Genomic DNA, 26,517 nt, shown 5'->3' on the forward strand with positions numbered 1-26,517 from the left:
TTACTCCTCGACAGGCGCTTCGGTGGTGAGCTGGAGCGCATGAAGCTCCCCGCCCATTCGGCCGCCGAGCGCGGCATAGACTGCCTGGTGCTGGCGCACCCGCGGCATTCCCTTGAACATCGGCGCGACGACGCGCGCGGCGTAATGATCGCCGTCGCCGGCCAGGTCGGTAATCTCGACGCGGGCATCGGGGATTCCGGTCTTGATCAGCGCCTCGATATCGGCCGCGGCCATTGCCATCAGACTTCGCCCATCAACTGGCGGCGCGCCTCGACCGACTGTTCCTCGAGTGCGCGGCGCACCTGCGCCTCGTCGGTCTCGATGCCGGCGGCGGTCAGGTCGCCGAGCAGCTTGCGGATCACGTCCTCGTCGCCGGCTTCCTCGAAATCGGCCTGGACGACGGCCTTTGCATAAGCGTCGGTCTCTTCAGGGGTGAGGTTCATCTTGGCGGCGGCCCATTGGCCGACCAGCCGGTTGCGGCGGGCGGTGACGCGGAACGCCATGTCCTCGTCGCGCGCGAACTTCGCCTCGAATGCCCGTTCGCGGTCGTCGAAAGTGGTCATGGTCGTCAGAGCCCCTTGCAGTGCGTTTGCGCCGAGATAGGGGGGCGCATAAGCGATGGCAAGAAAGCGCTGGCGCGCGGCGGCGGCCTCACTCGGCGACGCGCACCACGAGCTTGCCGATCGCCTGGCGCGCGGCCATCCGCGCGATCGCTTGGCCGCCGTCGGCAAAAGCGAAGGTCTCGGTGACGCGCGGGGCAATGCGGCCCTCTTCCCAGAGGCGGAAGAGATGCTCGACATGCGCCTGATTGGCTTGGGGATCGCGCGCGGCGAAGGCACCCCAGAACACGCCACAGACGTCGCAGCTCTTGAGCAAAGTGAGGTTCAGCGGCAGCTTGGGAATGCCCGCGGGAAAGCCGACGACGAGATAGCGCCCCTCCCAGGCGATCGAGCGCAGCGCCGGCTCGGCATAATCGCCGCCCACCGGATCGTAGATCACATCGGCGCCGTTGGGCCCGAGCGCCGCCTTGAACTGATCGGCGAGCGCCTTTGAGGCGTCCTTGTCGAACGGCGCGCGGCCATAGACCAGCGTCTTGTCGGCGCCGGCCCGGCGCGCGGCCTCGGCCTTCTCCTCCGAAGACACCGCGGCAACCACGGTCGCCCCGAACGCCTTGCCGAGCTCGATCGCGGCGAGCCCGACCCCGCCGGCAGCGCCGAGCACGAGCAGGGTCTGGCCTTCGCGCAGATGGCCGCGGTCGACCAGGGCGTGGATCGTAGTGGCGTAGGTGAGGAGCAGCGCCGCGCCTTCCTCGAAGCTGCGGCCCTCGGGCAGGCGATAGAGCCGCGCTGCATCGATTGCGACCTTCTCGACCAGCCCGCCATGGCCGATCACCCCGAGCACGCGGTCTCCCGGCGCAAGGCTGGTGACGCCCTCGCCCACCGTCTCGATCACACCGGCGATCTCGCCGCCGGGTGCGAACGGGCGGGGCGGCTTGAACTGATATTTGTCCTCGATGATCAGGACGTCGGGATAGTTGATCGCGCAGGCCTTGACCGCGACCACCACCTGGCCCGGGCCGGGCTGCGGATCGGGCAGCTCGTCCAGGATTAGAGTATCAGGTCCGCCCGGCGCCTTCGACAACAATGCCTTCATTGCCCGCTCCTACCGCGATCCAGGGCCGCTCTGCGGCGACTCCCGACTCAAAATTCGAAATCGCGGTATCCCTTGCCAGCGTCATGCCGATCTCGTCCAGCCCCTCGATCAGGCACTGGCGGCGGAAGGGGTCGAGTTCGAACGGAAAACGGTCCTGGAAGGGCGAGGTGACGGTCATCGTCTCGAGGTCGACGGTGATCTCGTCGGTCCGGGCGACTTCGACCAGCCGATCGACCGAGTCCTGCGGCAGCACCACCGGGACGATGCCGTTCTTGAAGGCATTGCCCGAGAAGATGTCCGAGAAGCTCGGCGCGATCACCGCCTTGACGCCCATGTCGGCGAGCGCCCAGGCGGCGTGTTCGCGGCTCGATCCGCAGCCGAAATTGTCGCCGGCGACGAGCACCGGTGCGCCGGCATAGCGCGGATCGTCGAACACATTGCCGGGCTGCGCGCGGACGGTCTCGAACGCGCCCTTGCCCAGTCCTTCGCGCGTCGTCGTCTTGAGCCAATGCGCGGGGATGATGATGTCGGTGTCGATATTCTTGGCGCCCCAGGGATAGGCGCGCCCCTCGACCTTGCGGACGGGTTCCATGTCAGGCTCCTGCTACGGTCTGCGCCGCGGCATGGAGCCGGGCGGAAATCAGCGTGTCGGCGTGTCGCTCGGCGCGGGTGCCGGCTTGCTGTGGGCCGAGGCATAGGCCGCGGCGACGCCGGTCAGCACGGTGCCGATGATCAGTGCGAAAAGCGCCCGCTTCATATTTGTAACCCCTCACGCGTCCGCCGCCATCAAGTCTCTGACGTCGGTCAAGCGCCCGGTCACCGCCGCCGCCGCCGCCATTGCAGGCGAGACGAGGTGCGTCCGGGCCCCCGGACCCTGCCTTCCTACGAAATTTCGATTCGAGGTGGAAGCACAACGTTCTCCGGGCGGAACCTTGTCCGGATTCATCGCCAGGCACATCGAGCAGCCGGGCTCGCGCCATTCGAAGCCGGCCTCGGTGAAGATGCGATCGAGCCCCTCGGCCTCGGCCTGCAGCTTGACCAGCCCCGAGCCGGGGACGACCAGCGCCTGGCGGATGCGTGCCGAGACGTGATGCCCCTTCACCACCGCGGCGGCGGCGCGCAAATCCTCGATCCGGCTGTTGGTGCAACTGCCGATGAAGACATGCTCGATGCCGATATCCTGCATCGCCATGCCGGGCTGGAGGCCCATATAATCGAGCGACTTCTGCGCCGCGACGCGCTTCGACGGATCGGCAAAGCTCTCGGGATCGGGCACCGCGCCGGTGATCGCGACAACGTCCTCGGGGCTGGTGCCCCAGGTGAGCGACGGCGCGATATCGCTCGCCTGGAGCAGGACGGTGCGGTCGTAGCGCGCGCCGGGATCGGTCGGCAGGCTGCGCCAATAGGCGACGGCCTTGTCCCATGCCGCGCCGGCCGGCGCCATCGGCCTGCCCTTGATATAGGCGAAGGTCGTCTCGTCCGGCGCGATCAGCCCCGAACGGGCGCCGCCCTCGATCGACATGTTCGACACCGTCAGCCGCCCCTCGACCGACATCGCGCGGATCACGTCGCCGGTGAACTCGATGACATAGCCGGTGCCGCCGGCGGCACCGATCTTGCCGATGATCGCCAGCACGACGTCCTTGGGGCTGACGCCGAAGCCGAGCGTTCCGTCGACGCGGATCTCGAGCGTCTTCGACTGCTGGAGCAGCAGCGTCTGGGTGGCGAGGACATGCTCGACTTCGCTCGTGCCGATGCCGAACGCCAGCGCGCCGAGCGCGCCGTGTGCCGAGGTGTGGCTGTCCCCGCAGACCAGGGTGGTGCCGGGCAAGGTGAAGCCCTGTTCGGGGCCGACGACATGGACGATCCCCTGCCGCGCATCGAGTGCGTCGATATAGGGCACGCCGAATTCGGCGACATTGGCCCGCAGCGCCGAGAGCTGGCCCGCGCTTGCGACATCGGCGATCGGAAGCTCGTGCCCGGCGGCATCGACGCGCGCCGTGGTCGGCAGATTATGGTCGGGCACTGCCAGCGTGAGATCAGGGCGGCGCACCGGGCGTCCGGCCGCACGGAGCCCGGCAAAGGCCTGCGGGCTGGTAACTTCGTGGACGAGGTGGCGATCGATATAGATCAGGCAGGTGCCATCGTCCCGGCGCTCGACGACATGGTCGGCCCAGATCTTCTCGTACAAGGTAAGCGGTTGGCGGGTCATCGCTGCGATCTAGGCGAATCGTGCGCGATCGCAAGGCGATACGTAATTTTACGTCTGGAAGCCCAGCTATTTGGGCGGGCCGCAAGAAGCGCCGGCGGAGGGTCTCACGGTCCAAGTCGAGGCCGGGCCGATCGGGCATGCCAACCAAAGGGTTGGAAAGCCGAGCGACCCGAATCTTGGACGATATCCCAGGTATTTCCGATCTTTACCGATCTTTAGCGCGACGCCGAGCGCGTTCCGACAGGTTGACGTTGTTGACGCGTTTCAGCGGTGCTGAGGGCGATGCATCGGTCCGATCAGGAAGCTGAGGCGATCTTGCGCTGGGTAGCGCCTATCGCAGAGTGCGCTGCTGGCTTGGCTTGGCCAACCCAACCATCTGGTTGGGATCGATTTCGAGTCGATATCGGCGGAACAACCCAAATATTCCATACAGTTGATCAGCGTTCTGCGACAGCGCCGCGGGCGTTGCCGGTTGACCTTCCTGACACGATCGGCGGTTTTTCGCGTCGCTTGACACGTCGTCGCTCACGCGATTTTCGCATCCGCTCGCGCGGGTCCGGACCATTTCAAAGAACGGCCTGACCTCTTGCACAAAACCGCGCTGTAGGACAGCCGCGAGCCTGCGCCTATTTTGCCGGCTGCTTCTCCGCCTCGCGCTTCAGATAGGCATGGAGCGCGGCGATCTCGCCATCGGTGAGGTGCGAAAGGTCGCCCTTTGCGACGCGCTTCATCAGGCCCAGGTCGCGCGGCGACATGCCGGCGCCAGTGCGCAGCAGCGTGCGGAACGCCGGCAGGTCATAGGCCGGGCCGACTTCGAGCAGCGGCGGCACCCGGCGGCCATCATCATGCGCCTCGCGCGGCTCGGTCAGCGAATGGCAGCTCGCACAGGCGCTCTGCGCGATATATTCGCCGACATCGGCGTTGCGCCGGGCCGAGGCCAGCGGGCGCGCGTCCACTTCGGGCTTGAGCTTGCCCAGCAAGATCGCCAGCCGCCCCATCGGGCCGAAGCGCAGCCCGTCGGTGCGGTCGGCGGGGGACGGCTTGAGCGTGCGCAGCCAGCCGATGATCCGGGCGACATCCTCGTCGGCGATGCGGGCATGCCCCTCGACCGGCATCACATAGACCCCGCTCCCGTCGCGCTTGATGCCGTGATGGATCAGCCGGGCAAGCTCGGCGTCCGAATAGCCGGCGGCGGCACGCGCCAGCGCGGGGGTGGCGACATGGATCACGCCGGGAACATCGGCGAGCAGCACGCCATTGCCATTGGGACCGTGACAGCCGCGGCACCCCATCACCGAGGCGATCCGCGCGCCCTCGGCGACGCCCGCTGGCGAGCGGTCTGCGGCGATCGCGGGCAGCGGCGCGGCGTGGCTCTTGCGGATCATCCATTCGGAGCCGGCATAGACGACGCCCAGCACCAGGCACGCAAGTGCCACAAGGGCGAGCAGCCCGCGAACGATCCAGCGCATCAACAATTCCCCCGAAGCTCTTGTGCAATATCGACAAAACACAAAGCGTCGGGGGACCCTTTATCCCGCGCCTATTTCTTCTTTCGGCGAAACATAGCTGGGATCGTGCGCGAAGGGCAGCGGCGCATTGGCACGCAAGGACTCGAGCATTGTCCCAAAATCGGTTTCGCAGCGAAAGCCGAGCAGTTTCCCGGCAAGCGCCGCGTCATAGACACGACCGATGCTCTTGGGGAGTTCCCAGCCTTTTGCAGCATATAACGCAGCTGCATCGGGATAATGACGCGCGATTACTGCGGGCGCATCACGTTTTAGTTCGGCGCAGTCGGCGCGGGTGAACGGCGTCGGCGCGGATAGGAGGAAGGTGCCGAAGCCGATCTCAGGCGCGCGGTCGAGCGCGACGACATGCGCGCGCGCGGCATCCTCGACCGTGAGGCGGCGGTGGAGCAGTTCGTTGGCCTTGAGGTTCTCGCCCGAAGGCGTGGCATTGGTGTCGTCGTCCTCGGGGAAGAAGCGACTGGTGCGCAGCACGATCGTGGCGAGCCCATTCTCGCGGTGTGCGAGGCGGCAGAGCTGCTCGGCGGCGAGCTTGGTTACCCCATAAATGTTGCGCGGCTCGATCGGCCCGCTCGCCTCGTCGAGCCATACTGCGGCGTCGCCTGCCTCGTCGCGGATCGCCTGGCTGATCATCAGCGAGGTGGTGGAGGTCATCACGAACCGGTCGTGCCCTGTCCGCGCCGCCGCCTCGAGCAGATGGAGCGTGCCGCTGACATTGACGTCGATAAACGCCTGTCGCGGATAGCGGACGATGTCGGGCTTGTGCAGCGCTCCGCCATGGATCACCGCCTCCACGCCTCGCTCGGCAAAGACGCGATCGACCAGCGCACGATCGGCGACGCTGCCGATCACATCGGTATCGACGCCGGGCGCGACGTCAAGCCCGATCACCGCATGCCCCTGCGCGCGCAGCATCGGCGCGAGGAAGCGGCCGAGCCAGCCGGACGAGCCTGTCAGGAGAATCCGCATAAGGGCTGAATAGCCGAAATGCGCGGATTGCAAAGCCGATGTCGGCGCCGGTCCGGCGGGCGCCACTGTGATCGCCGCACCACGGACGACTTCGTCGCGCGGGCGTCGAAACACTGAAGTCCAGACTTGACTATTACCGTGCACACCTCAATACAGAAGTATGGACTTCAGTATCAGGAGCATGATCGATGAACGACCCCGCCGTAACGCATACCACCTTTGTCCTCGAGCGAAGCTTCAAGGTCACCCCGGCCATAGTGTTCGCCGCATTGTCTGACCCCGCGATCAAACGGGGCTGGTATGCCGAGAACGACACGCACGAGGTGATCCAATTCGACAGCGATTGCCGACCGGGCGGCGCAGACAATCTCCATTACCGGTTCGGCGAAGGCACACCCTTTCCCGGCCTGGTCCTCGCCAACGATGGCACGTATCAGGACGTCATTCCCGATACGCGGATCGTCACGACCAGCACGATGTCGCTCGACGGTCGGCCGATCTCGGTCTCTCTGACGACGTTCGAAATATTGCCGACCGAATTGGGGACCGACCTGATCTGCACGAACCAGGTGGCCTTCTTTGCCGGGTCGGATGGCCCGGTGATGCGGGAAGAGGGCTGGCGCATCCAGCTCGACAAGCTGCGAAAAGCAGTCGAAAGCCAGGCGTGAGCACAACGATCGATCACCTGTTTCACGCGCTCGGCGATCCGACGCGGCGTGCGATCGTCGATCGATTGGCCGCGGGTCCGCAGTCGGTTTCGCACCTGTCGGCGCCGCTTGGAATAAGCCTCACCGCGGTCTCACAACATCTCCGGGTGTTGGAACAGTGCGGAGTGGTGACAACGCAAAAGCTGGGCCGCGTGCGTGTGGCGAGCCTGACGCCGGACGGGCTTGTTCCGCTCGAAACCTGGGTGCGGCAGCGCCGTTCGACGGTGGAGCGACAGCTCGACCGGCTGACTGCACTTCTTGAGGGTGAATAGGGCCTTGGCATCCGTGCCAACCCGCCCCTCTCAGACGCCCGCCCCTAAGCGGGCCTAGGCCAGGACCGGCATCGGCGTCGCCAGCCGCTGCGCCGGATCCTGCGCGTCGGGCCAGTCGGTGCGGCGTGTGAGCCAGGGATTGAGGAACAGCGCCGGCAGCTTGAGGAACAGCAGCTCGGAGTGGATGAAGGTGTCGACGCCGCGCTCCCACCATTTCGAGTCGCGCTTGCCGTTCGCCTTGAGCCAGCCTTCATAGGGCGCCCAATGGCTCGGCTCGTCCTTCTCGATGATCCGGAAGATCTTCATCAGCACCTTGTCGCCGGTGACCAGCGGGTGTTTGAGCAGGATCTCGACCTGCTTGTGGCCGCGCTGCTCGGTGAGCGAGATGACCCGGCACAGCTTCTCGAACTGGTCGTCGCGGGCAATGATCGCCTGGGTGTCGAGCTCGTCGATCGTGTGGCGGAACATGATCTCGACGAAGCGATCGATATGGCCGCAGGTGCGATCGACCTTGAGCGGCATCTTGCCCTGCAGTTCGAACCAGCGCTTGAACATGAGATAGTGTTTGCGCTCGTCGGCGCGATGCTTCTCGATCGCGGCGATCAGCGCGTGATCGTCGGGCGCGCGGGCGCGGACCGCCTCGAGCACGCGATCGATGCTCGTATAGCCGCGATGCTCGTTATAGATGTAAATCGAGCCGAGCAGGTCGAGATAACGGCGGCGGAACCAGGCCAACATTGCCGGACGCTACGCCTTTGCGCACGCCGCCGCCAATTAATTAAAGTTCATGTAGCTGGGTGCGACAGCCGGGGCCCCTCCCCACCTACGCGGCCGCGCTCAGGCGACGACCAGCGCCGTTTCGTATTTCGCCGTCGTCTTCTCTGCGACTTCCTGCGCAGTCACCCCCGGCGCCAGCTCGATCAGCGCGAACGGGCGGTCATGATCGGGCCGGGCGAACACCGCGAGATCGGTGATCACCATGTCGACGACGTTGCGGCCGGTGAGCGGCAGCGTGCAGTGCGGGATGAACTTGGGATCGCCGGCCTTGGAGTTGTGCTCCATCACCACGATGATCTTCTTGACCCCGGCGACGAGGTCCATCGCGCCGCCCATGCCCTTGATCATCTTGCCCGGGATCATCCAGTTGGCGATGTCGCCGGTCTCGCTGACTTCCATCGCGCCGAGCACGGTCAAGTCGATATGTCCGCCGCGGATCATCGCGAAACTGTCCGACGACGAGAAATAGACCGAGCTCGGCAGTTCGCTGATCGTCTGCTTGCCGGCGTTGATCAGATCGGGATCCTCTTCGCCCTCATAAGGGAACGGCCCGATGCCGAGCATGCCGTTCTCGGACTGGAGCGTCACTTCGACGCCCTCGGGGATGTGGTTCGCGACCAGCGTCGGGATGCCGATGCCGAGATTGACGTAGAAGCCGTCCTGCAGCTCGCGGGCCGCGCGGGCGGCCATTTCGTCACGGGTCCAGGGCATTATTTCTTCTCCTCGGGATCCGTCCAGCGCACGTCCGGCGGAAAGATATCGTCGACGCCGCCCTTCAAGCCGGTGCCGTAGACCGGATTGGGCAGCAGGAACCAGCCAGCACCCCAGAGCGGGGCGAGCAGCGTGCCGCCGACGCTGTTGCGCCGCGCGAGCACCGGCGTGTCGGGTGCGTTGAACAAGTCGCTGAAATCGCCGAGCTGATCGCCGACCATCGCGACGATGCAATAGCGCTGGGCGATCTTTTCGCGCCGCGCATCCTTGCCGCTCGGCTCGCCCTCGCCGCGCAGCCACAGCGTCTCGAACAACGCGGCGGGGCCGAGCCCGGCATGGTCGAGCGCGGCGGCGGTCTGCGCCGCGGTCGCCGCCGAGCGGTTCGAATTGAAGATCACGGTGATTCCATCGCGCCGCGCGGCGGCGAGCGCCTCGGCAGCGCCGGGAACCGCTTCGACCTTGTCGGCGCCGCTCGCTTCCCAGCGGTTCCAGCGCTGCTGGTCATAGCCGGTGCCGCGGATCGCCTCGTCGCGCTCATAGCCCGAATTGAGCAGCGCGGTCTCGTCGATGTCGAGCACCACGGCGAGCGGGCGCTTGCCGCACAGGTCGAACTTGGGATTGTCGAGCGTCGAGCCGGGCGAGAGCACCACCGAGCGGATCTGGCTCTTGTCGCGGCGGAAGCCGATCTCGACATGGAGATAGTTCCACAGCGCCGCATAGGCCTGGAGGCTGAGCGCCGCCGCCTCGCCCGAGCCATAGAGATATTGCATCCCCGGCGGCGCCTTGCTGGCCGACACGGGCTTTGCGACGCCGTCGGGCGGAGGCAGCGCCGTCATCGCCGTGACCTGGACCTTGGTGCCGTCGGGCGCGAGATAGACCTGGCCCGGCTTGGGCGCCTCGGCAGCGGCCGCCGCCTTCTTGCGCCGCTTCTCCGCTTTCGGCTGGTCCTGGCGCGCCTTGTACACGCCCGCGGCCGCCGCGACCGGTATCGCCGCCGCGACGCAGCCCGACAGTGCGCCCGCCCCCATGGCGACGAGCGCCGCGGCGATCGGGGTGCCGCGCATCACGCCGCCGCGCTCTCGGGCCGCGGACGGGTGGTGCGGAATTCGATCTTCTTGTCATACGGGCTGCCGACGATCAGCCGCTGCACATAGATGCCGGGCAAGTGGATCGCATCGGCGCCGAGGCTGCCCACCGGCACGATTTCCTCAACCTCGGCGACGCAGACCTTGCCCGCGGTCGCCATCGGCTGGTTGAAGTTGCGCGCGGTCTTGCGGAAGATCAGATTGCCGGCCTCGTCGGCCTTCCAGCCCTTGATGATCGACAAGTCGCTGCGGATGCCGCGCTCGAGGATATAGTCTTCCCCGTCGAAGGTCTTTACTTCCTTGCCCTCGGCGACCTGGGTGCCGACGCCGGTCTTGGTGTAGAAGCCCGGAATGCCGGCGCCGCCGGCGCGGCAGCGCTCGGCGAGCGTGCCCTGGGGGCAGAATTCGACCTCGAGTTCGCCCGAGAGATATTGCCGCTCGAATTCCTTGTTCTCGCCGACATAGGACGAGATCATCTTCTTGACCTGGCGGCTGCGCAGCAGCTTGCCGAGGCCTTCATTGTCGATCCCGGCATTGTTCGAGGCGATGGTGAGATCCTTGGTCCCCGCGGCCTGGATCGCGTCGATCAGCCGCTCGGGAATGCCGCTCAGCCCGAAGCCGCCGGCGCAAATCGTCATGCCGTCGAACAGCAGCCCTTCCAGCGCTGCCTCGGCGTTGGGGTAGAGCTTGTTCATCGCGCGATTCTCTCCTGGGCTTGGCCGTGGCGATAATCCCCCCGCCGCCAGCCGGTCAAGCAAACCTGAATCGCCTTTCAACTTTGCGGGGTTGCACCGCCGTGCCGGGGCGTGCAGCGGCGCCGCGATTGCACAGTTTGCAACTGCAACCCGGCAGTTCTGCAATTGTTGCAAAATTGTTACAGCGCATAAAGGATTAACGCACTGCAACATTTCTGACATTGAACGGAGACGGGCAATCCTTACGTAGCGCCTCCCGGCCCTGATCTGGGACCGGCGAAGTACAGTACGAAGGATTTTATTAATGCGTTTGTTCGCAGTGTCGGCGTTCGCCCTCGCAACTCTTGCTACTCCTGCATTTGCACAGGATTCAACTTCGACCTTTACTGGTCCGCGCGCCGAAGTCGTCGGCGGCTGGGACCATGTCGGCAGCGAAGGCGATGGCACGTCCGGCTTCAGCTATGGCGGCGCGCTCGGCTATGATGCGCAGGTCGGCCGCGCCGTGATCGGCGCCGAGGCCGAGATCACCGGCGCCACCACCGAGGAAAACGGCGTCGGCGCCGGCCGCGACCTGTATCTCGGCGGCCGCATCGGCTTCGTCGCGATGCCGAACACGCTGGTCTATGCCAAGGGCGGCCTGACCAACGCGCGCTTCGACGTAGCTGGCCTCGGCTCGGGCACGACCGACGGCTATCGCTTCGGCGGCGGCGTCGAGCATGACTTCGGCCGCTTCTACGGCAAGGTCGAATATCGCTATTCGCGCTACGAGGAAGTCAACCTCAACCGCGACCAAGTGATGGCGGGCCTCGGCATCCGCTTCTGATCGTCTGATCGCTGCAAGAACGAGCCGCGCGGGCATCTGCTCGCGCGGCCCTTTTTCATTTTGACGCGCTATGGCCGCTATTGCACCTTGGCGACATGAAACGCCGCGTCTTCGCTTTCGCCGTAACCTTCCTCTGCATCGCCCCGCCCGCGATGGCCCAGCTCGAAAAGGGCGAAGGCTTCACGTTGCACCGCGATGCAGAGGGATGCTGGGCATCGGGCACACCGGGCAACACGACAGGTCTGATGGCCGCGGCCGGCCTCGACCTCACGGGCAAACTCTGGTTGCGGGTGAGCGGCAGGGATTGGCAATTCTCCGACGGCACCGCGTATCGCATCGGCATCGCCGTCCCCACATCGCCTGATCGCGGCTCCAACGGCGTCACTCGGACCAGCGTCGAGATGCGGGGTTTCGTCGATGCCACGGGATGGAAGGGTATCGCGGTCTCCGGGGCACGGAGTCTCGGACCGGTCCACTGGAGCCCCGCCCTCGCGCTGTATCGCGGAGAGGAGGCGACGCCGTTCGCCACGTTCCGCAACCCGTATGCGGGTTCGGTGAAACTCCCCGAATGCTTGCGCGAGGTGGCGAAGGAAGATCGCGGCTCGGGCAAGCCCGAAGTCGTCGCACCAGTGATCGAGAGAGGCGCGATATCCAGCGACGACTATCCCCCCGCGGCGCTCCGCGCGGAGGAACAGGGACGGGTCGGCATGCGGCTAACCGTCTCCGCGCACGGCCTTGCGAGCGCGTGCACGGTCACCGAATCAAGCGGCAGTGCGATACTCGACCGGAGCACTTGTCTGCTGTTTGAGCGCCGCGCCCGCTTCACGCCCGCACGCGACGCCGCCGGTGAAACGACCGAAGGGAGTTTCGCCACGGCGGTCACCTGGCGGCTGCCCGGCGTGCAGCCTCCGTCCCCGCCGGCATTGCCGCAGCCTATACGTCGCTGACGATCGAGCGGGTTGGTCTGCCGCCGCCGCCTCGCTAGACAGGCGCCATGACTGAGAAACGCACCGGCGGCCGCATCCTTGTCGACAACCTCGTGGCGCAGGGCTGCGACCGCATCTTCCACGTCCCCGGCGAGAGTTTCCTTGCGGTGCTCGACGCGCTCCACGATACGCCGCAGATCGACCTCGTCACCTGCCGGCAGGAAGGCGGGGTCGGCTTCATGGCCTGTGCCGACGGGGCGATGACCGGGCGGCCGGGCGTTGCGTTCGTCACGCGCGGCCCGGGCGCGACCAATGCGTCGATCGGCGTCCATGTCGCGATGCAGGATTCGCAGCCGATGATCCTGTTCATCGGCGATGTCGACCGCGGCATGCGTGATCGCGAGGGGTTCCAGGAAGTCGACTTCCCCGCCTTTTTCTCACCGCTCGCCAAATGGGCGACGCGGATCGAGGACGCCGCGCGCATCCCCGAATATGTCGCGCGCGCGTGGAATGTCGCGACCCACGGCCGGCCCGGCCCGGTGGTGATCGCGCTACCCGAGGACATGCTGTGCGATGTCGTCGAGGCCATGGATCGCCCGCCGCTGCCGCGGATCACCCAGGCACCCGATCGTCACGCGATGCAGGCGATGGCGGCGCTGATCGAGCAGGCCGAGCGGCCGGTGGCGATCGTCGGAGGCGCCGGCTGGACTGCCTCTGCCGGCGCGACCTTCGCCGCTTTCGCCGAGCGGATCGGCCTCCCCGTCGCCTCGGCGTTCCGGCGGCAGGACGCACTGCCGACCGGATCCCCGGCCTATGCCGGCAATCTCGGTTACGGCCCCAATCCAAAGCTGGTGTCGCGGATCAAGGGCGCCGATCTGATCCTCGCCGTCGGCGCGCGGCTCGGCGAGGCGACCACCGACGGCTATACGCTGATCACCCCCGACCATCCCCGTCAGACGCTGATCCACGTCCATCCCGATCCGGGCGAGCTCGGCCGGGTCTATCGCGCCGACGTCGCGATCTGCGCCGACATGGCCAGCTTCGCGGGCGCTGCCGCGCAGTCGAATATCGGCGCGATCCGCGGCGGCGCCGCCACCGAAGCGCATGCCGAATGGCTGGACTGGTCCACGCCCAGCCCACGCGAAGGCGTGGCGCTCGATCTGGGCCAGTGCGTCGCGGCGATGCGCGAGCGGATTCCGCAAGCGATTATCTGCAACGGCGCGGGCAATTTCTCGGGCTGGTGGCATCGCTACTGGCGCTATGGCGCGCAGCCTTCGCAGCTTGCCCCGACTGCCGGCGCGATGGGCTATGGCGTTCCCGCCGCGGTCGCGGCCAAGCTGCGCGCGCCCGATCGCGCCGTGGTGGCGCTGGCGGGCGATGGCGACTTCCTGATGAACGGCCAGGAGCTCGCCACCGCGGTCCAGCACGGCGCCGACATCCTCGTCGTCGTGATCGACAATGGCGCCTATGGCACGATCCGCATGCACCAGGAGCGCGAATATCCCGCGCGGCTTTCGGGCACGACGCTCCACAATCCCGATTTCGCTGCGCTGGGTCGCGCCTTTGGCTGCTGGGCGGAGAGCGTGGAGCGGACGGAGGAATTCGCCCCCGCGCTCGACCGCGCGCTGGCGACGAGCGGCGTGCGTCTGCTCCACCTCAAGACCGATGTCGAAGTGATCACCCCGGCCACGACAATCGGCGCGATACGGAATCGCTGAAGATCCTCCCCTTCCCGGGGAGGATCATTTTCCTGCGTCTCCACCGCCCCGCCCCCCGCCTTTCTATAATGAACTGCGGTAAGAGGGAGAGTTCCGTGGGTTGGCGCAACGTGCACATCGGTGAGGAGGGCGACAATGTCGCCATCTCGAACGTCAAGCTGTGGCAGAATGAATGGCGCTGGATCGGCGCCAAGACGCTGATGCTGCCCAATCCGCTCGAGCCTGCCGAGACGCTGTCCTACATGATCTGCGAAGTCGGTAGCGTCCGCAACACCGTGCGCTTCGCCGCGGGCAAGCTGCCCAGCCAGCTCTGGGCGTTTTACGTCCCCTACTGACCCGCGGATCGGACGTACGAAAAAGGGCGGCTCCTTGCGGAACCGCCCTCGCCTGTGTTTGCGACCCAGGCTTTAGATATCGTCGCCGAGCGCGCCCTTGACCTTGCCGGCAAGCTGCTGGCCCTTGCCCTTGAGCTCCTGGCCAGCGCCTTCGTCGCGCGTGTCGGGGTTGTCGCTCTGCTGCTTCACCTTGCCGATGGCTTCGTTGACGTTGCCTTTGATCTTGTCGACGAGTTCACCCATGGCACCATACTCCTGTGATACGTGCTCAAAAAGAACACAAAATCTGTCGTTGATTACATGGGGTTAAACGAACGCGATGGCCGGGAGTTCCCGGGATGCCCACTGCGATTGCGCGACAGGCTAACCTCCACCCTGCGGAGCGGGTCGATCGGTCAGATCAGCCCGGCGAGCGGGCTCGACGGGTCGGCGTAGCGGCGCTTGGGCATGCGGCCGGCGCGGTAGGACAAGCGGCCGGCCTCGACCGCCGCCTTCATCGCCGCCGCCATCAGGATCGGGTCCTTGGCCTCGGCGATCGCAGTGTTCATCAGCACGCCGTCGCAGCCCAGTTCCATCGCCACTGCCGCGTCGCTGGCGCTGCCGACGCCGGCATCGACGAGCACGGGCACCGTGGCGCCCTCGACAATCAGCCGGATCGTCACCTGGTTCTGGATGCCCAGCCCCGACCCGATCGGCGCGCCCAGCGGCATGATCGCCACTGCGCCCACATTCTCGAGCCGCTTCGCCGCGATCGGATCGTCGACGCAATAGACCATCGGCTTGAAGCCTTCCTTGGCCAGAATCTCGGTGGCACGCAGCGTCTCGACCATGTCGGGATAGAGCGTGCGCGCCTCGCCGAGCACTTCGAGCTTCACCAGATCCCAGCCGCCCGCCTCGCGCGCCAGCCGCAAGGTGCGGATCGCACTCTCGGCATCGAAGCAGCCGGCGGTGTTGGGCAAATAGGTGATCTTCTTGGGATCGATATAGTCGGTGAGCATCGGCGCGTTGCGATCGGAGACGTTCACCCGGCGCACCGCGACGGTGACGATCTCGGCGCCCGACGCCGCGACCGCCGCGGCATTCTGTTCGAAATCCTTGTACTTGCCGGTGCCGACGATCAGCCGCGAGCGGAAGGTCTTGCCCGCGACGCTCCAGCTATCGTCGACCAGTGGCGCGGCATGATCGCCGCCGCCGACGAAGTGGACGATCTCCAGCTCGTCGCCATCGGCGACGCACACCGCGCCCAGCGTCGAGCGCGGCACCACTTCGAGGTTGCGCTCGACGGCGATCTTCTCCGGCACCAGCCCCATCTGCTCGGCAAGCTGGATCAGGGTGAGCCCCGCAGTCACGCGCTTGTGCTCGCCATTGACGCGGATGGAGACGGTGCCGTCGGTGTGCATGGTAAGGGGTACGCCTTGGATTTGATCGGGAACGCCGCGTCATATAGGGAAGCGCGAGCGAGACCCGCAACCGAAAGGCGCCACCTTGGCCGATGTGATCTACGTCTTGAACGGTCCCAACCTCAATCTGCTGGGGCTGCGCGAGCCGGAGATTTACGGCCACGACACGCTGGACGACATTGCCGGCCAGCTCGAGGACCGCGCGCAGGCGCTCGACCTCGTCATCGACATGCGCCAGTCGAACCATGAGGGGCATTTGATCGACTGGCTCCACGAAGCGCAGGCCCGGGGCGCGAAGGCCGTGCTCCTCAACCCGGGCGGGTACACGCATACTTCGGTCGCGTTGCACGATGCCGTGAAGAGCATCACGACGCCGGTGATCGAAGTGCATCTTTCGAACCCGCATGCGCGCGAGGAATTCCGGCATCGCTCCTATGTCGGTCGTGCCGCACGCGGAACCATCGCGGGCTTCGGGGCGCTTTCCTACACGCTTGCGCTTGAAGCCGCGGCGCGTCTCTGACAGAGGAACGCGCTTTCATCGGATAAAGGGTCGCAATGGCCGAACAGACTGACAAGAACGGGGCAATGCAGGTCGATATCGACCTGGTGCGGCAGCTTGCCGCCGTCCTCGACGAAACCCACCTGACCGAGATCGAAGTGGAGGACGGCGAACGCCGTGTCCGCGTCGCGCGCACGGTGACCGCCGCGCCGGCGGTGCACTATGCCGCGCCTGCGGCCGCGCCCGCCCCTGCCTTCGCGGCGCCCGCCGCCGCCGAAGTCGGCGCGCCTGCGCCCGCGGCGGCCGCGAATGCGGTCAAGTCGCCGATGGTCGGCACCGCCTATCTCAAGCCCAATCCCGAGGCGAAGACCTTCGTCTCGGTGGGCGACAAGGTTGCGGCCGGCGATACGCTGCTGATCATCGAGGCGATGAAGGTGATGAACACCATCAACGCCCCCTCCGCCGGCACGGTCAAGGCGATCCTGGTCGAGAACGGCCAGCCGGTCGAGTTCGACCAGCCGCTCGTCGTGGTCGAGTAACGGCGCCACCATGCCGGAAATCAAGAAGCTCCTGATCGCCAATCGCGGCGAGATCGCGCTGCGCATCCACCGCGCGTGCCACGAGATGGGGATCAAGACCGTCGCGGTGCACTCCACCGCGGATAGCGACGCGATGCACGTGCGGCTCGCCGACGAGGCGATCTGCATCGGGCCGCCCGCCGCGTCCGAGAGCTATCTCAACATCCCCAACATCATCAGCGCCGCCGAAATCTCGGGCGCCGACGCGATCCATCCGGGCTATGGCTTCCTCTCGGAGAACGCCCAGTTCGCCGAGATCGTCGAGGCGCACGGCCTGCTCTTCGTCGGCCCCAAGCCCGAGCATATCCGCACGATGGGCGACAAGATCGAGGCCAAGCGCACCGCCGGTGCGCTCGGCCTGCCGCTTGTCCCGGGATCGGACGGCGCGATCAGCGACGTCGAGGAAGCCAAGCGCATCGCCGAGAAGGCCGGCTATCCGGTGATCATCAAGGCGGCCTCGGGCGGCGGCGGGCGCGGCATGAAGGTGGTCAACAACCCCGCCGATCTCGAAGCGCAGATGCTCCAGGCGGGCAGCGAGGCCAAGGCCGCGTTCGGCGACGCCACCGTCTATCTCGAGAAATATCTCGGCAATCCGCGCCACATCGAATTCCAGGTGTTCGGCGACGGCAACGGCAACGCCATCCATCTCGGCGAGCGCGACTGCTCGCTCCAGCGCCGCCATCAGAAGGTGCTCGAGGAAGCGCTGTCGCCGGTGATCACGCCCGAGGAGCGCGCGCGCATGGGCGGCATCGTCGCCAAGGCGATGGCCGACATGGCCTATCGCGGCGCGGGCACGATCGAATTCCTGTGGGAAGACGGTGAATTCTACTTCATCGAAATGAATACCCGCCTGCAGGTCGAGCATCCGGTCACCGAGATGATCACCGGCCTCGATCTCGTCCGTGAGCAGATCCGCGTCGCCGAGGGCCATGGCCTGTCGGTGCGCCAGGAAGACATCGAGTTTCGCGGCCATGCGATCGAATGCCGGATCAACGCCGAGGACCCGAAGACCTTCGCGCCCTCGCCCGGCAAGATCACCCATTTCCATGCCCCCGGCGGCATGCATGTGCGCGTCGATAGCGGCATCTATTCGGGCTACAGGATCCCGCCTTACTACGATTCGATGATCGCCAAGCTGATCGTCTATGGCCGCACCCGCGAAGGCTGCATCATGCGCCTGCGCCGCGCACTCGAGGAGTTCGTGATCGAGGGCGTCAAGACGACGATCCCGCTCCACCAGGCGCTGCTCGACGATCCCGAGTTCCAGAAGGGCGGCTATACGATCAAGTGGCTCGAGGAATGGCTGGCCAAGCAGGGCTGATCCCCCGGGCGGCTGCGCTCGCGGCCGGCGCGCTCGCGCTGGTCGCGGCCGCGCCGCTCGATCCGGTCCAGGCGCTCGCCGGGCGCTACAGCACGCATTTTGAGAATGCGACGGTCGACGGCGACAAATATTGGAGCGACGACGTCGTCGAGATCGTGCCGGTCGATGCCCGCCACGCCTATTTCAACCTCAACCTGCACTTCGCCAACGGCCATAGCTGCGGACTATCCGGCGTCGCGCAGGCGCAGGGCGACACGCTCGACTATGTCGCGCCGGCCCGAAGCAGGATCGCAGCCTGCCACATGACGCTGTCGCGCCAGGGCCGCTGGCTCCACCTCGATGACCATGACGGCACCTGCCAGTCGACCTGCGGATCGCGCGGCGGCTATGGCGGCGAGGGCCAGCCGTGGAAGAGCAAGCGGCCGATCACCTATATGAAGCTGCTCAAGGCCTCGTCCGACTATCGCGAGGCGCTCGAGGAATGGCGCAAGGCTAGCCCTTTGCGCTAACCGAAGGCGGCGGCGTGATCGGCGACGTGATCGTGTTCGGGATTTGGCTGTGCACCGGCGGATCGGGATAATATTGCGTCGTCTGCTGCACGTCCTGCGCCTTTGCGGTGCCGGCGAGCAGTTCGATCAGCCCCAGCGCCTCGTCGAGCCCGGAGGAGATGCCGCCACCGGTCAGCCGGTTGCGGTCCAGCGTATAGCGCGGATGGCCGTCTGCCACGGTCACCGCCGGATAATCCTGCAGCAGCGTCGGGATCGTCGCCCAGTGCGAAGTCGCAACATGGCCGTCGAGCAACCCCGCCCCGGCGAGCAGCACCGAGCCGACGCACACCGCGCAGACATAGCCCGCCAGCGGCGCCTGCGCGGTGAGGAAGTCGAGATAGGTTCGCGCCGGATCCTGGAGGATCGCGCTCAGCACCCCGGTGTCACCACCCGGCACCCATAGCGCGTCGCACGGCGCGGGCGCGGCGAAGCCATCGGCCACGCTAAGCGCGAAGCCGTTATTCGCCGTGATCATTCCCGGCGCCGCGGCGACGAGATCGACCTGGAAACCCGCCCAGTGAAACATCTCCGAGGGCCCGCACACATCGAGCAGATCGAATCCGTCATAAACCGGTATGACGATCCGAACCGGCTGCCCGCCCGCGCTCACCGGATTTCGACCGTGAACGGCACCGACACATCAGCTCGGGCAAGCGCCAGCGTACGAATCTCGCCCGCCGAGGCGACTCCCGGCGGCGTATCGCCCAAGGCGCCCTGACGGGTGTGGAGCACCACCTTCACATTGCCTTCGCCCGCGAACGCCGCGGTCACCGGGAAATTGCCCGTCGCCTTGAGCCGGGTTTGGCAATTGGCGCAGCCGGCAACGGTCCAGCGGCTGAGCACCGCCTCGGCGCCGACCAGCCGGTGCACGCCGTCGACTTCCTGATAGGCGGCGATCACGAACGAACCGGCAATCTTCGAACGGTCGATGCCGGCGACATGGATCTGGCGCAGGGGAGTCTCTGCTTCGGTAGCGAGCGTGGCCACGGCCGGCGCGGCATAGTCGTCGAGCGAACCCGGGCCGTAGGTGTAGCCGAGCTGCCCCTCGATATCGACGCCGTCGTTGCTGGTCATCGTGCTGCCGTCCTCGCGCAGGAACGGCATCAGCGGCGTCGTCATCGACAGCATATCGCCCGGATTCGCGCCCGCCGGGGGCTGGTTGTTGGCATAGGACGCGCCGGGATCGTTGCCGTCGATCGTCAGCGCCTGGGTGGCGTTGTGGCGCCGCTGCCAGATCCAGAAGGCGTAATCGATGAAGCAATGGTGGAAATAGAAGATCGGATCGAGCGCCGCAGTATCGTTCTCGCCCATATCGCCATTTGCGCCGCTGATCGGGGAAGCGTTGTAGGTCGGGATATCGAAGCCGCCGACCGCGAGATGAATGTAGTTGTGCGCCGATTCGAGCGCCGTGACCGGCTTGTCCTTGTTCGCATTGTTCCACGCGGTCATCGAGGTGGTGTTGGAGAACAAGGTGTAGCTCGGCGCATCCATGCTCTGGCGGAACTTGTCGACCACCAGCCCGCGGGTCTTGCCGCCCGAATAGACCGGCATCGTCAGCCAGGCCATGATGTTGGCGTCGAGCGTCTTCACATTGGCGGCATAATTGGGGAAGCCGGCATTGTGATCCTTGGTGGCGGAGGTATCCGCCGGCGTGCCGACCAGCCCGGAGAGCGGATAGCGCACCGTCTCATAGCCGGCAGGCTTGCTGTAATTCGGGCTGTTCGGATCGTTGCTGCCGTCCTGCGCGACTTGGTCGACGATAGCCACCGGCAGCACGAACGAGCGCAGCGGATTGTCGATCAGCACTCCGTCGAGTTCGAACTTTTCCGCGGTCAGCGCGCTGGGCACGCCGTTTTCCTGCGAAGCGGTGGAGCATTCGTCCCAGAAGGGCAGCGTCACGCTCTCGCAGCCGGGGATGCTCTGCAGCGCCTTTTCGAGCTTCCACAGATAGATGCGATGCCAGGTCGGGAACAGCACGGTGCCGTGCTGGCAATAGCCGCCCCACCAGACATTGGCATAGGCGCCGGGGCCGCGAAACGGCTCGCCATGGAAGCCGCCAAGGTCGAAGAAGGAATTGGGGTCGCCGGGCGGGAGTTCCTTGATACCCTTCCAGGCGCGCATCAGCGCCTCGAGTTCGGCCTTGTTGCCCTGGTCGTAATCGGCCTGAATGTCGGTGAGCGAGCGGCGAATTCCCGGTCCGGCAGCAGTCATGCGAAAAACTCCCCTGAATCCACGAGGAAAAATCAATCAATTACGTGTCGACCCCACTCCACCGACCAATGCGCGCCTGAAACATTTATGCAATGTTCCAGTAAATCTAAATTAAGAGCACCGATATTGGATCGATTCGGCTGCACTATATAACATCTTCGAAAATCTCCAAGCACGTCACTTGCAACTAACTGGAGATTCATTTTGAATAACTGCGGCGCTCTGGTAGAATGATCGTCGCGGTTGCATCGGCTACCGCCCGCCAGCCCGTAGGGAGAGTATGCACGCCAAGCGCACCCATCGCGGCACGGCCGCCCTGCTCCGCGGTGCGGCGTCGCTGCCCGCCGTGCTGATCCTCGCGGCCGCACCTGCCGTCGCGGCACCGGGATCGCGCTGGGTGTCGCTGTGCGAGGGCGGCAGCAAGCGCTGGATCCCCATCGATCTGCCGACGCCAACGCCGGCGCGCGACAAGGATAGCGGCGGGCTGTGCGCCCATGCCGCCTGCCCGCGCGAAACCCGCCTGGACCGCAAGGTGCGGCGCTGAACGGGCTCGCCTCGGGCGCCTCGACCTTCTAGGCACGACGCAGACGGGGGAAGACGCAATGAAGGCCACGATCTATCACAATCCGCGCTGCACGAAGTCGCGCGAGGCGCTGGCGATTCTGCGCGCGGCGCCCGGCATCGAGATCCGCGTGATCGAATATCTCAAAACGCCGCCGACCCGCGACGAACTGGCCGATCTCTATCGCCGCGCCGGGATCACGCCGCGCGACGGGCTGCGCAAGGCCGAGGATGGCGCCAAGGCGCTGAAGGACGCGTCCGACGATGCGATCCTCGACGCGATGGCAGCCGATCCGATCCTGATCGAGCGCCCGCTGGTCGCCACCGACAAGGGCGTGCGAATCGGACGGCCGCCGGAAGTGGTGCGCGAGATTTTGTAATCGCACCCTCCCCCCGCCAGGGGGAGGATAATCCGCAAGATCGGTCAGGCGCCTGCGCTTCCTACCCGCTAAGCCGGCCTCGCCCAGCGGAGGTGCAGCAGTGACCGAGGCCGAACGACGCTATCTCGACCGTTTCCAGCGCGTGCTCGACCATGTCGACGCCAACCTGGACGGCGATCTCGGCGTCGAATTGCTCGCCGCGGTCGCTGCCTTCTCGCCCTTCCATTTCCATCGCCAGTTCGCCGAGCTCACCGGCGTGTCGCTCCATCGCTATGTCCAGCTCACGCGATTGAAGCGCGCTTCGTTCGCGCTCGCCTTTCGCGAAACGCCGGTCACCGAGATCGCGCTTGCCAGCGGCTACGCACCCGAAGCCTTTGCGCGCGCCTTCCGCCAGCGACTGGGGCAGACGCCGAGCGATTTTCGGCGATCGCCCGAATGGGAGCGTTGGGCCGCGGCGATTGCGCCGCTCGACCAGGCAAGGAGAGCCCCGATGACTGCAAGCTTCACCGATGGCGATGTCCGCATCGTCGACTTCCCCGGCACGCGCCTGGCGCTGCTCACCCATCGCGGCGATCCGGCGCGGATCGGCGACAGCGTCCGCCGCTTCATTGCCTGGCGCCGCGCCACCGGGCTCACCCCGGCGAAGAGCCGGACCTTCAACCTGCTCCACACCGATCCCGACACCACGCCGCCCGAGGATTATCGCCTCGACATCGCCGCCTCGACCGACCTGCCGATCGCCGCGAACGATGCCGGCGTCGTCGAGGCGCATATTCCGCCGGGTCGCTATGCGGTGGTGCGGCGGACCGGGCCGGGCGACAGCCTGCGCCCCGCGGTGCAGTTTCTCTATGCCGACTGGTTGCCGCGCAGCGGCGAGGAACTGGGCGACTTCCCGGTTTTCGCCGAGCGCGTCGCTTTCTTTCCCGACGTCCCCGACAACGAGGCAGTCACCGACATCTATCTGCCGCTGCGCTGATCTCAGTCGCTGAGCCACACCGTGTCAAACCCGGTGCCATTCCACACCGCGACTGCGCGCGAGGCCTCGCGCGTGCCGAAGGCGAGCGTATCCCCGGCGAGAGTCACCTGCTTGCCGGGACAGTCCCTGGCGCGGCCCGTGCCCTTCCCACACGCCGTGTCATAGCGGCCCGGCGTTAGCGTCTCGATATAGAAGCTGGTCGAGGGCTTGAGCGGCGCGATCACATAGGGCGCGCGGCGGCTGGCCAGCTCGACGATCAGTTGCGACGATCCGTCCGCCGCAGTGCCGACAAAGGCCTTGTCGGGGGCGCCGTCATGGTCGAAGTCGCCGATCGCGGCGGGCACCGGCGCAGCCTGCGCGGCGGCGAGCATCAACAAGAGCGGGAGCATTGCGGTCCTTCCTGGGAATCGCCGTCCAAACGCACCGAATCGCTCCTGGCTCCAGTGCGGACAACGCAGGCGCCGCACCGGCCGAAAAGGTTGAATATTTGCCGACATCGCGTATAAAGCCACGGTTGCAAGTTCAGACCCGTGTCTGATCGCTCCTGGGCCCCGATCGTTGCCGCGATCGGGGCTCAATGCGTTTGGGGCCGAGTTGCCGCCCGGCCCCGCCCGCCGCTACTTGGAGCGGGCCACTTCGACGATCTTGAGGACCAGCGAGATGGCGGCGATCATCAGCATCGCGATGCCGAGGATCAGAGTTGCAAGTTCACTTTCTATGTCGATCACCTCCTATGCTCCGCGTGATTGCCGCGTACGGCAGCGGAACATTGGAACATAGCAGGAACATAACTTGCGGAACAAGCGGCATTTAATCGCCCTCTAGCCCCGGCTCCCCCTCGTCGCTAAGGGCTCCAGCATGACTCAGATCACCCCCGAGATCGTCGCCGAACACGGCCTGTCGCCCGAGGAATATGCGCGCGTCCTGCACGCGATGGGCCGCGAGCCCAATCTCACCGAATTGGGCATCTTCTCGGTGATGTGGTCCGAGCATTGCAGCTACAAATCGAGCCGCATCCATCTCAAGAAGCTGCCCACCACGGGTCCGCAGGTGATCTGTGGCCCCGGCGAGAATGCCGGCGTGATCGACATCGGCGACGGCCAGGCAGCGATCTTCAAGATGGAGAGCCACAACCACCCGTCGTACATCGAACCCTATCAGGGCGCGGCGACCGGCGTCGGTGGCATCCTGCGCGATGTGTTCACCATGGGCGCGCGCCCGGTGGCTAACCTCAACGCACTGCGCTTCGGCCGGCCCGATCACCCCAAGATGAAGCATCTGATCGCCGGCGTCGTCCATGGCATCGGCGGCTATGGCAATTGCGTCGGCGTGCCGACGGTGGGCGGCGAAGTGAACTTCCACGCCGCCTATGACGGCAACATCCTGGTCAACGCGATGACCGTCGGTGTCGCCGATCAAGACAAGATCTTCTATTCGGCCGCGTCGGGCGTCGGCAATCCGATCGTCTATGTCGGCTCCAAGACCGGCCGCGACGGCATCCATGGCGCGACGATGGCGAGCGCCGATTTCGGCGAGGATTCGGAAGAGAAGCGCCCCACCGTCCAGGTCGGCGATCCGTTCACCGAGAAGCTGCTGATCGAGGCGTGTCTCGAGTTGATGGCGAGCGACGCGATCGTCGCGATCCAGGACATGGGCGCCGCCGGCCTCACCTCCTCCTCGGTCGAGATGGCGTCGAAGGGCGGCGTCGGCATCGAGTTGGTGATGGACGACGTCCCCCAGCGCGAGACCGGGATGACGCCCTATGAGATGATGCTGAGCGAGAGCCAGGAGCGCATGCTCATGGTCTTGAAGCCCGGCCGCGAGGAATTCGCGCAGGCGATCTTCGAGAAATGGGAGCTCGATTTCGCGGTGATCGGCCATGTCACCGATACCGGACGGATGGTGCTCAAGTGGAAGGGCGATGTGGTCGCCGACATCCCGCTTGCGCCGCTGGCCGACGAAGCGCCGCTCTATGATCGCCCGCATGTCCCCACGCCCAAGCAGCCCGAGCTGACCGACGTGCCCGAGAGCGCCGACATCGCCGCGGATCTGCTGACGCTGATGGCCTCGCCCGATATCGCCAGCCGCCGCTGGATCTGGGAGCAGTACGACCACATGGTCGGCGCGGACACGGTGCAGCGCCCCGGCGGCGACGCCGCGGTGGTTCGCGTCCACGGCACCCAAAAGGGTCTGGCGATCACCACCGACTGTACCCCGCGCTATTGCTTCGCCGACCCGGTCGAGGGCGGCAAGCAGGCCGTTGCCGAAGCCTGGCGCAATCTCTGCGCCGTCGGCGCATTGCCGCTGGCGGTGACCAACTGCCTCAACTTCGCCAATCCGCAGCGCCCCGAGATCATGGGCCAGATCGTCGGCTGCCTCGAAGGCATGTCGGAGGCGTGCCGCGCGCTCGACTTCCCGATCGTCTCGGGCAACGTCTCGCTCTACAATGAGAGCAAGGCCACCGGCGGCGGCTCGGCAATCCTCCCCACCCCCGCGATCGGCGGCGTCGGGCTGCTCAAGGACTGGACGAAGAACTGCACGATCGCCTTCAAAGGCACCGGCGACATCATCATCGCAGTCGGCGAGCGTAGCGGCCATCTCGGCCAGTCGATCTGGCTTCGCGAAGTCCATGGCCGCGAGGAAGGCCCGCCCCCCGCGGTCGACCTGATGGCCGAGCGCCGCGCCGGCGGCTTCATCCGCGCGGGCATCGCCGGCGGCGCGATCTCGGCGTGCCATGACGTCTCCGACGGCGGGCTCGCCGTCACGCTCGCCGAAATGGCGCTCGCCAGCGGCATCGGCGCGATCATCGACCAGGCGCAGCCGTTCGGCGTCGCGGGCTCGTTCTTCGGTGAGGACCAGGGCCTGTACGTCGTCACGGTCAAGGATGAGGCGCTCGCCGACTTCCTGGTCGCTGCCGATCGCGCCGGCGCCGTCGCCGATCCGATCGGCCGCACGATCCGCGATCGGCTGATCTTCGAGCTCGAAGAAGGCGATTTCTGCGTGAGCATCGCCGACCTGCGCGCCGCCCACGAAGGCTTTTTCCCGGCGCTGATGGGCGAAGACGCCGCGCTGGCGTAAAGTCCCGACGCAGCAGCGCGCCGCTTTGATCGCGGTCATTTCGCGTTTTGCCACGCATGGGGTACGCTCTCTCGAACAGGAGCGCGCCCCATGACCTCAGGCTATTCCGGCACACCGCTCGCCCAGAAGCTCGGGCTCAAGCCCGGCATCCGCTGCTGGTTCCACAACATGCCCGACAGCGTCCGCGCGGAGATCGATCCCGATGCGCTGGCGATCGAGGAGCAGCTTTCCGCCTCCGACGGACTGCAATGCGCGCATCTGTTCGTCACCGAGCGCGATCGGCTCGAACGCGAACTCGCAGCAATCCAGCCGCTGATGCAATCCAATGGCTTTATCTGGGTATCCTGGCCCAAAAAGGCCGCTAAGGTGCAAACCGATGTCACCGAGGACGTTGTCCGCGAGATCGCGCTCCCCCGGGGGCTGGTCGACATCAAGGTTTGCGCAGTCGACGCGACATGGTCCGGGCTCAAGCTGGTCATCCGCAAGGCAAACCGTTGAGTAGCTAAGGGAAATCGCGGACTAGCGACAATGGGAGCCGGCTGGCATGTATAGGCCAGGA

Annotated in this window: 31 protein-coding genes; 15 read left to right on the plus strand and 16 right to left on the minus strand. The window is 66.1% G+C overall.

What is annotated here, in order from left to right:
• The 7 genes from AB2M62_RS11640 to AB2M62_RS11670 all read right to left on the minus strand — a co-directional run bounded on the left by AB2M62_RS11640 (nt 1) and on the right by AB2M62_RS11670 (nt 6,357).
• A complete protein-coding gene (locus AB2M62_RS11640) occupies nt 1-240 on the minus strand; it encodes a BolA family protein (RefSeq protein WP_404333899.1) in 240 nt (79 codons plus the stop codon).
• On the minus strand, nt 240-563 hold the full coding sequence (locus AB2M62_RS11645) for a DUF1476 domain-containing protein (RefSeq protein ID WP_404333901.1): 324 nt from the start codon (nt 561-563) through the stop codon (nt 240-242). Before AB2M62_RS11645 ends, AB2M62_RS11640 begins: the two co-directional genes overlap by 1 nt.
• Nucleotides 564-651: 88 nt before the next feature.
• Nucleotides 652-1,653, minus strand: a complete 1,002-nt coding sequence (locus AB2M62_RS11650; protein WP_404333902.1) for an NADPH:quinone oxidoreductase family protein — start codon at nt 1,651-1,653, stop codon at nt 652-654.
• Nucleotides 1,616-2,245 (minus strand): 3-isopropylmalate dehydratase small subunit, encoded by a 630-nt coding sequence (leuD, locus tag AB2M62_RS11655; RefSeq protein ID WP_404333904.1) that lies wholly within the window; start codon nt 2,243-2,245, stop codon nt 1,616-1,618. Before leuD ends, AB2M62_RS11650 begins: the two co-directional genes overlap by 38 nt.
• Nucleotides 2,246-2,422: 177 nt before the next feature.
• Nucleotides 2,423-3,865 carry a 3-isopropylmalate dehydratase large subunit gene (leuC, locus tag AB2M62_RS11660; RefSeq protein ID WP_404333906.1) on the minus strand — a complete coding sequence of 481 codons (1,443 nt, stop codon included), beginning with the start codon at nt 3,863-3,865 and terminating at the stop codon, nt 2,423-2,425.
• Nucleotides 3,866-4,491: 626 nt separating this feature from the next.
• A complete protein-coding gene (locus AB2M62_RS11665) occupies nt 4,492-5,334 on the minus strand; it encodes a c-type cytochrome (RefSeq protein ID WP_404333908.1) in 843 nt (280 codons plus the stop codon).
• 60 nt (nt 5,335-5,394) lie between these two features.
• On the minus strand, nt 5,395-6,357 hold the full coding sequence (locus AB2M62_RS11670) for an NAD-dependent epimerase/dehydratase family protein (RefSeq protein WP_404333910.1): 963 nt from the start codon (nt 6,355-6,357) through the stop codon (nt 5,395-5,397).
• A gap of 188 nt (nt 6,358-6,545) precedes the next feature.
• On the opposite strand from AB2M62_RS11670, the gene AB2M62_RS11675 reads away from it, so the two are divergent.
• Both AB2M62_RS11675 and AB2M62_RS11680 read left to right on the plus strand, forming a co-directional pair.
• Nucleotides 6,546-7,025 carry an SRPBCC domain-containing protein gene (locus tag AB2M62_RS11675; RefSeq protein ID WP_404333911.1) on the plus strand — a complete coding sequence of 160 codons (480 nt, stop codon included), beginning with the start codon at nt 6,546-6,548 and terminating at the stop codon, nt 7,023-7,025.
• A complete protein-coding gene (locus AB2M62_RS11680; protein WP_404333913.1) occupies nt 7,022-7,336 on the plus strand; it encodes an ArsR/SmtB family transcription factor in 315 nt (104 codons plus the stop codon). The genes AB2M62_RS11675 and AB2M62_RS11680 overlap by 4 nt, the downstream gene beginning before the upstream one ends.
• 54 nt (nt 7,337-7,390) lie before the next feature.
• Here AB2M62_RS11680 and AB2M62_RS11685 read toward each other — a convergent pair whose 3' ends face one another.
• From AB2M62_RS11685 to AB2M62_RS11700, 4 genes are all read right to left on the minus strand, one after another.
• A complete protein-coding gene (locus tag AB2M62_RS11685; RefSeq protein ID WP_404333915.1) occupies nt 7,391-8,074 on the minus strand; it encodes a ferritin-like domain-containing protein in 684 nt (227 codons plus the stop codon).
• Between the two features lie 99 nt (nt 8,075-8,173).
• Entirely contained in the window at nt 8,174-8,824 is a 651-nt protein-coding gene (locus AB2M62_RS11690; RefSeq protein ID WP_404333916.1) for a 3-oxoacid CoA-transferase subunit B, read from the minus strand.
• Nucleotides 8,824-9,888: an HAD family acid phosphatase gene (locus AB2M62_RS11695; RefSeq protein WP_404339916.1), complete on the minus strand. Its 1,065-nt coding sequence runs from the start codon at nt 9,886-9,888 to the stop codon at nt 8,824-8,826. The genes AB2M62_RS11690 and AB2M62_RS11695 overlap by 1 nt, the downstream gene beginning before the upstream one ends.
• The gene (locus AB2M62_RS11700) at nt 9,888-10,604 is read right to left on the minus strand and encodes a CoA transferase subunit A (protein ID WP_404333918.1); all 717 of its coding nucleotides are present in this window, start codon (nt 10,602-10,604) and stop codon (nt 9,888-9,890) included. The genes AB2M62_RS11695 and AB2M62_RS11700 overlap by 1 nt, the downstream gene beginning before the upstream one ends.
• A gap of 304 nt (nt 10,605-10,908) precedes the next feature.
• Between AB2M62_RS11700 and AB2M62_RS11705 the strand changes: the two genes are divergently transcribed.
• The 4 genes from AB2M62_RS11705 (at nt 10,909) to AB2M62_RS11720 (ending at nt 14,406) form a co-directional block, all read left to right on the plus strand.
• Nucleotides 10,909-11,427: an outer membrane protein gene (locus AB2M62_RS11705; RefSeq protein WP_404333920.1), complete on the plus strand. Its 519-nt coding sequence runs from the start codon at nt 10,909-10,911 to the stop codon at nt 11,425-11,427.
• Between the two features lie 95 nt (nt 11,428-11,522).
• Nucleotides 11,523-12,374 (plus strand): energy transducer TonB, encoded by an 852-nt coding sequence (locus tag AB2M62_RS11710; RefSeq protein WP_404333922.1) that lies wholly within the window; start codon nt 11,523-11,525, stop codon nt 12,372-12,374.
• Nucleotides 12,375-12,421: 47 nt separating this feature from the next.
• Nucleotides 12,422-14,071 (plus strand): thiamine pyrophosphate-binding protein, encoded by a 1,650-nt coding sequence (locus tag AB2M62_RS11715; protein ID WP_404333923.1) that lies wholly within the window; start codon nt 12,422-12,424, stop codon nt 14,069-14,071.
• Between the two features lie 95 nt (nt 14,072-14,166).
• Nucleotides 14,167-14,406 carry a hypothetical protein gene (locus AB2M62_RS11720; protein WP_404333924.1) on the plus strand — a complete coding sequence of 80 codons (240 nt, stop codon included), beginning with the start codon at nt 14,167-14,169 and terminating at the stop codon, nt 14,404-14,406.
• A gap of 72 nt (nt 14,407-14,478) precedes the next feature.
• Here the strand turns inward: AB2M62_RS11720 and AB2M62_RS11725 are convergent, their stop codons facing one another.
• Nucleotides 14,479-14,649, minus strand: coding sequence for a CsbD family protein (locus tag AB2M62_RS11725; protein WP_404333926.1), 171 nt, complete (start codon nt 14,647-14,649; stop codon nt 14,479-14,481).
• 152 nt (nt 14,650-14,801) lie between these two features.
• Nucleotides 14,802-15,806, minus strand: coding sequence for a sulfur carrier protein ThiS (gene thiS, locus AB2M62_RS11730; RefSeq protein WP_404333928.1), 1,005 nt, complete (start codon nt 15,804-15,806; stop codon nt 14,802-14,804).
• A gap of 85 nt (nt 15,807-15,891) precedes the next feature.
• Here thiS and aroQ point away from each other — a divergent pair, with 85 nt between their 5' ends.
• Genes aroQ through AB2M62_RS11750 form a run of 4 tightly spaced genes read left to right on the plus strand, consistent with a single transcriptional unit; the run spans nt 15,892 to nt 18,713 of the window.
• Nucleotides 15,892-16,326 (plus strand): type II 3-dehydroquinate dehydratase, encoded by a 435-nt coding sequence (aroQ, locus tag AB2M62_RS11735; RefSeq protein ID WP_404333930.1) that lies wholly within the window; start codon nt 15,892-15,894, stop codon nt 16,324-16,326.
• 35 nt (nt 16,327-16,361) lie between these two features.
• On the plus strand, nt 16,362-16,844 hold the full coding sequence (accB, locus tag AB2M62_RS11740; protein WP_404333932.1) for an acetyl-CoA carboxylase biotin carboxyl carrier protein: 483 nt from the start codon (nt 16,362-16,364) through the stop codon (nt 16,842-16,844).
• 10 nt (nt 16,845-16,854) lie between these two features.
• Entirely contained in the window at nt 16,855-18,204 is a 1,350-nt protein-coding gene (gene accC, locus AB2M62_RS11745; RefSeq protein WP_404333933.1) for an acetyl-CoA carboxylase biotin carboxylase subunit, read from the plus strand.
• Complete coding sequence (locus AB2M62_RS11750) at nt 18,183-18,713, plus strand: hypothetical protein (protein ID WP_404333935.1); 531 nt, start codon at nt 18,183-18,185, stop codon at nt 18,711-18,713. The genes accC and AB2M62_RS11750 overlap by 22 nt, the downstream gene beginning before the upstream one ends.
• Here AB2M62_RS11750 and AB2M62_RS11755 read toward each other — a convergent pair.
• Together AB2M62_RS11755 and AB2M62_RS11760 are read right to left on the minus strand one after the other, a co-directional pair.
• The gene (locus AB2M62_RS11755) at nt 18,697-19,362 is read right to left on the minus strand and encodes a DJ-1/PfpI family protein (protein ID WP_404333936.1); all 666 of its coding nucleotides are present in this window, start codon (nt 19,360-19,362) and stop codon (nt 18,697-18,699) included. The two genes, AB2M62_RS11750 and AB2M62_RS11755, sit on opposite strands and share 17 nt — an antisense overlap.
• Nucleotides 19,359-20,963 (minus strand): tyrosinase family protein, encoded by a 1,605-nt coding sequence (locus AB2M62_RS11760; protein ID WP_404333938.1) that lies wholly within the window; start codon nt 20,961-20,963, stop codon nt 19,359-19,361. The genes AB2M62_RS11755 and AB2M62_RS11760 overlap by 4 nt, the downstream gene beginning before the upstream one ends.
• 280 nt (nt 20,964-21,243) lie before the next feature.
• On the opposite strand from AB2M62_RS11760, the gene AB2M62_RS11765 reads away from it, so the two are divergent.
• The 3 genes from AB2M62_RS11765 to AB2M62_RS11775 all read left to right on the plus strand — a co-directional run bounded on the left by AB2M62_RS11765 (nt 21,244) and on the right by AB2M62_RS11775 (nt 22,880).
• Complete coding sequence (locus AB2M62_RS11765) at nt 21,244-21,507, plus strand: hypothetical protein (RefSeq protein WP_404333940.1); 264 nt, start codon at nt 21,244-21,246, stop codon at nt 21,505-21,507.
• A gap of 58 nt (nt 21,508-21,565) precedes the next feature.
• A complete protein-coding gene (gene arsC, locus AB2M62_RS11770) occupies nt 21,566-21,904 on the plus strand; it encodes an arsenate reductase (glutaredoxin) (RefSeq protein WP_404333942.1) in 339 nt (112 codons plus the stop codon).
• A gap of 100 nt (nt 21,905-22,004) precedes the next feature.
• Entirely contained in the window at nt 22,005-22,880 is an 876-nt protein-coding gene (locus AB2M62_RS11775; RefSeq protein ID WP_404333944.1) for a GyrI-like domain-containing protein, read from the plus strand.
• Between the two features lie 2 nt (nt 22,881-22,882).
• On the opposite strand, the gene AB2M62_RS11780 is transcribed toward AB2M62_RS11775, so the two are convergent.
• Entirely contained in the window at nt 22,883-23,269 is a 387-nt protein-coding gene (locus AB2M62_RS11780; protein ID WP_404333945.1) for a hypothetical protein, read from the minus strand.
• A 469-nt stretch (nt 23,270-23,738) separates the two neighbouring features.
• On the opposite strand from AB2M62_RS11780, the gene purL reads away from it, so the two are divergent.
• On the plus strand, nt 23,739-25,958 hold the full coding sequence (purL, locus tag AB2M62_RS11785; protein ID WP_404333946.1) for a phosphoribosylformylglycinamidine synthase subunit PurL: 2,220 nt from the start codon (nt 23,739-23,741) through the stop codon (nt 25,956-25,958).
• Between the two features lie 90 nt (nt 25,959-26,048).
• Nucleotides 26,049-26,456, plus strand: a complete 408-nt coding sequence (locus AB2M62_RS11790) for a hypothetical protein (RefSeq protein WP_404333948.1) — start codon at nt 26,049-26,051, stop codon at nt 26,454-26,456.
• Nucleotides 26,457-26,517 lie beyond the last annotated feature (61 nt).

This window comes from Sphingomonas sp. MMS12-HWE2-04 (genome assembly GCF_044881185.1).
Classification (GTDB): Bacteria; Pseudomonadota; Alphaproteobacteria; order Sphingomonadales; family Sphingomonadaceae; genus Sphingomonas.

Coding starts and splice junctions, on each gene's coding strand:
- leuC (WP_404333906.1), bottom strand. CDS start 3,865: ATGACCCGCCAACCGCTTACCTTGTACGAGAAGATCTGGGCCGACCAT.
- AB2M62_RS11765 (WP_404333940.1), top strand. CDS start 21,244: ATGCACGCCAAGCGCACCCATCGCGGCACGGCCGCCCTGCTCCGCGGT.
- AB2M62_RS11790 (WP_404333948.1), top strand. CDS start 26,049: ATGACCTCAGGCTATTCCGGCACACCGCTCGCCCAGAAGCTCGGGCTC.
- AB2M62_RS11640 (WP_404333899.1), bottom strand. CDS start 240: ATGGCAATGGCCGCGGCCGATATCGAGGCGCTGATCAAGACCGGAATC.
- AB2M62_RS11670 (WP_404333910.1), bottom strand. CDS start 6,357: ATGCGGATTCTCCTGACAGGCTCGTCCGGCTGGCTCGGCCGCTTCCTC.
- AB2M62_RS11710 (WP_404333922.1), top strand. CDS start 11,523: ATGAAACGCCGCGTCTTCGCTTTCGCCGTAACCTTCCTCTGCATCGCC.
- AB2M62_RS11700 (WP_404333918.1), bottom strand. CDS start 10,604: ATGAACAAGCTCTACCCCAACGCCGAGGCAGCGCTGGAAGGGCTGCTG.
- AB2M62_RS11760 (WP_404333938.1), bottom strand. CDS start 20,963: ATGACTGCTGCCGGACCGGGAATTCGCCGCTCGCTCACCGACATTCAG.
- thiS (WP_404333928.1), bottom strand. CDS start 15,806: ATGCACACCGACGGCACCGTCTCCATCCGCGTCAATGGCGAGCACAAG.
- AB2M62_RS11690 (WP_404333916.1), bottom strand. CDS start 8,824: ATGCCCTGGACCCGTGACGAAATGGCCGCCCGCGCGGCCCGCGAGCTG.
- AB2M62_RS11675 (WP_404333911.1), top strand. CDS start 6,546: ATGAACGACCCCGCCGTAACGCATACCACCTTTGTCCTCGAGCGAAGC.
- AB2M62_RS11685 (WP_404333915.1), bottom strand. CDS start 8,074: ATGTTGGCCTGGTTCCGCCGCCGTTATCTCGACCTGCTCGGCTCGATT.
- AB2M62_RS11695 (WP_404339916.1), bottom strand. CDS start 9,888: ATGCGCGGCACCCCGATCGCCGCGGCGCTCGTCGCCATGGGGGCGGGC.
- AB2M62_RS11650 (WP_404333902.1), bottom strand. CDS start 1,653: ATGAAGGCATTGTTGTCGAAGGCGCCGGGCGGACCTGATACTCTAATC.
- AB2M62_RS11715 (WP_404333923.1), top strand. CDS start 12,422: ATGACTGAGAAACGCACCGGCGGCCGCATCCTTGTCGACAACCTCGTG.
- purL (WP_404333946.1), top strand. CDS start 23,739: ATGACTCAGATCACCCCCGAGATCGTCGCCGAACACGGCCTGTCGCCC.
- AB2M62_RS11750 (WP_404333935.1), top strand. CDS start 18,183: ATGGCTGGCCAAGCAGGGCTGATCCCCCGGGCGGCTGCGCTCGCGGCC.
- AB2M62_RS11780 (WP_404333945.1), bottom strand. CDS start 23,269: ATGCTCCCGCTCTTGTTGATGCTCGCCGCCGCGCAGGCTGCGCCGGTG.
- AB2M62_RS11645 (WP_404333901.1), bottom strand. CDS start 563: ATGACCACTTTCGACGACCGCGAACGGGCATTCGAGGCGAAGTTCGCG.
- AB2M62_RS11725 (WP_404333926.1), bottom strand. CDS start 14,649: ATGGGTGAACTCGTCGACAAGATCAAAGGCAACGTCAACGAAGCCATC.
- AB2M62_RS11665 (WP_404333908.1), bottom strand. CDS start 5,334: ATGCGCTGGATCGTTCGCGGGCTGCTCGCCCTTGTGGCACTTGCGTGC.
- accC (WP_404333933.1), top strand. CDS start 16,855: ATGCCGGAAATCAAGAAGCTCCTGATCGCCAATCGCGGCGAGATCGCG.
- accB (WP_404333932.1), top strand. CDS start 16,362: ATGGCCGAACAGACTGACAAGAACGGGGCAATGCAGGTCGATATCGAC.
- leuD (WP_404333904.1), bottom strand. CDS start 2,245: ATGGAACCCGTCCGCAAGGTCGAGGGGCGCGCCTATCCCTGGGGCGCC.
- AB2M62_RS11705 (WP_404333920.1), top strand. CDS start 10,909: ATGCGTTTGTTCGCAGTGTCGGCGTTCGCCCTCGCAACTCTTGCTACT.
- arsC (WP_404333942.1), top strand. CDS start 21,566: ATGAAGGCCACGATCTATCACAATCCGCGCTGCACGAAGTCGCGCGAG.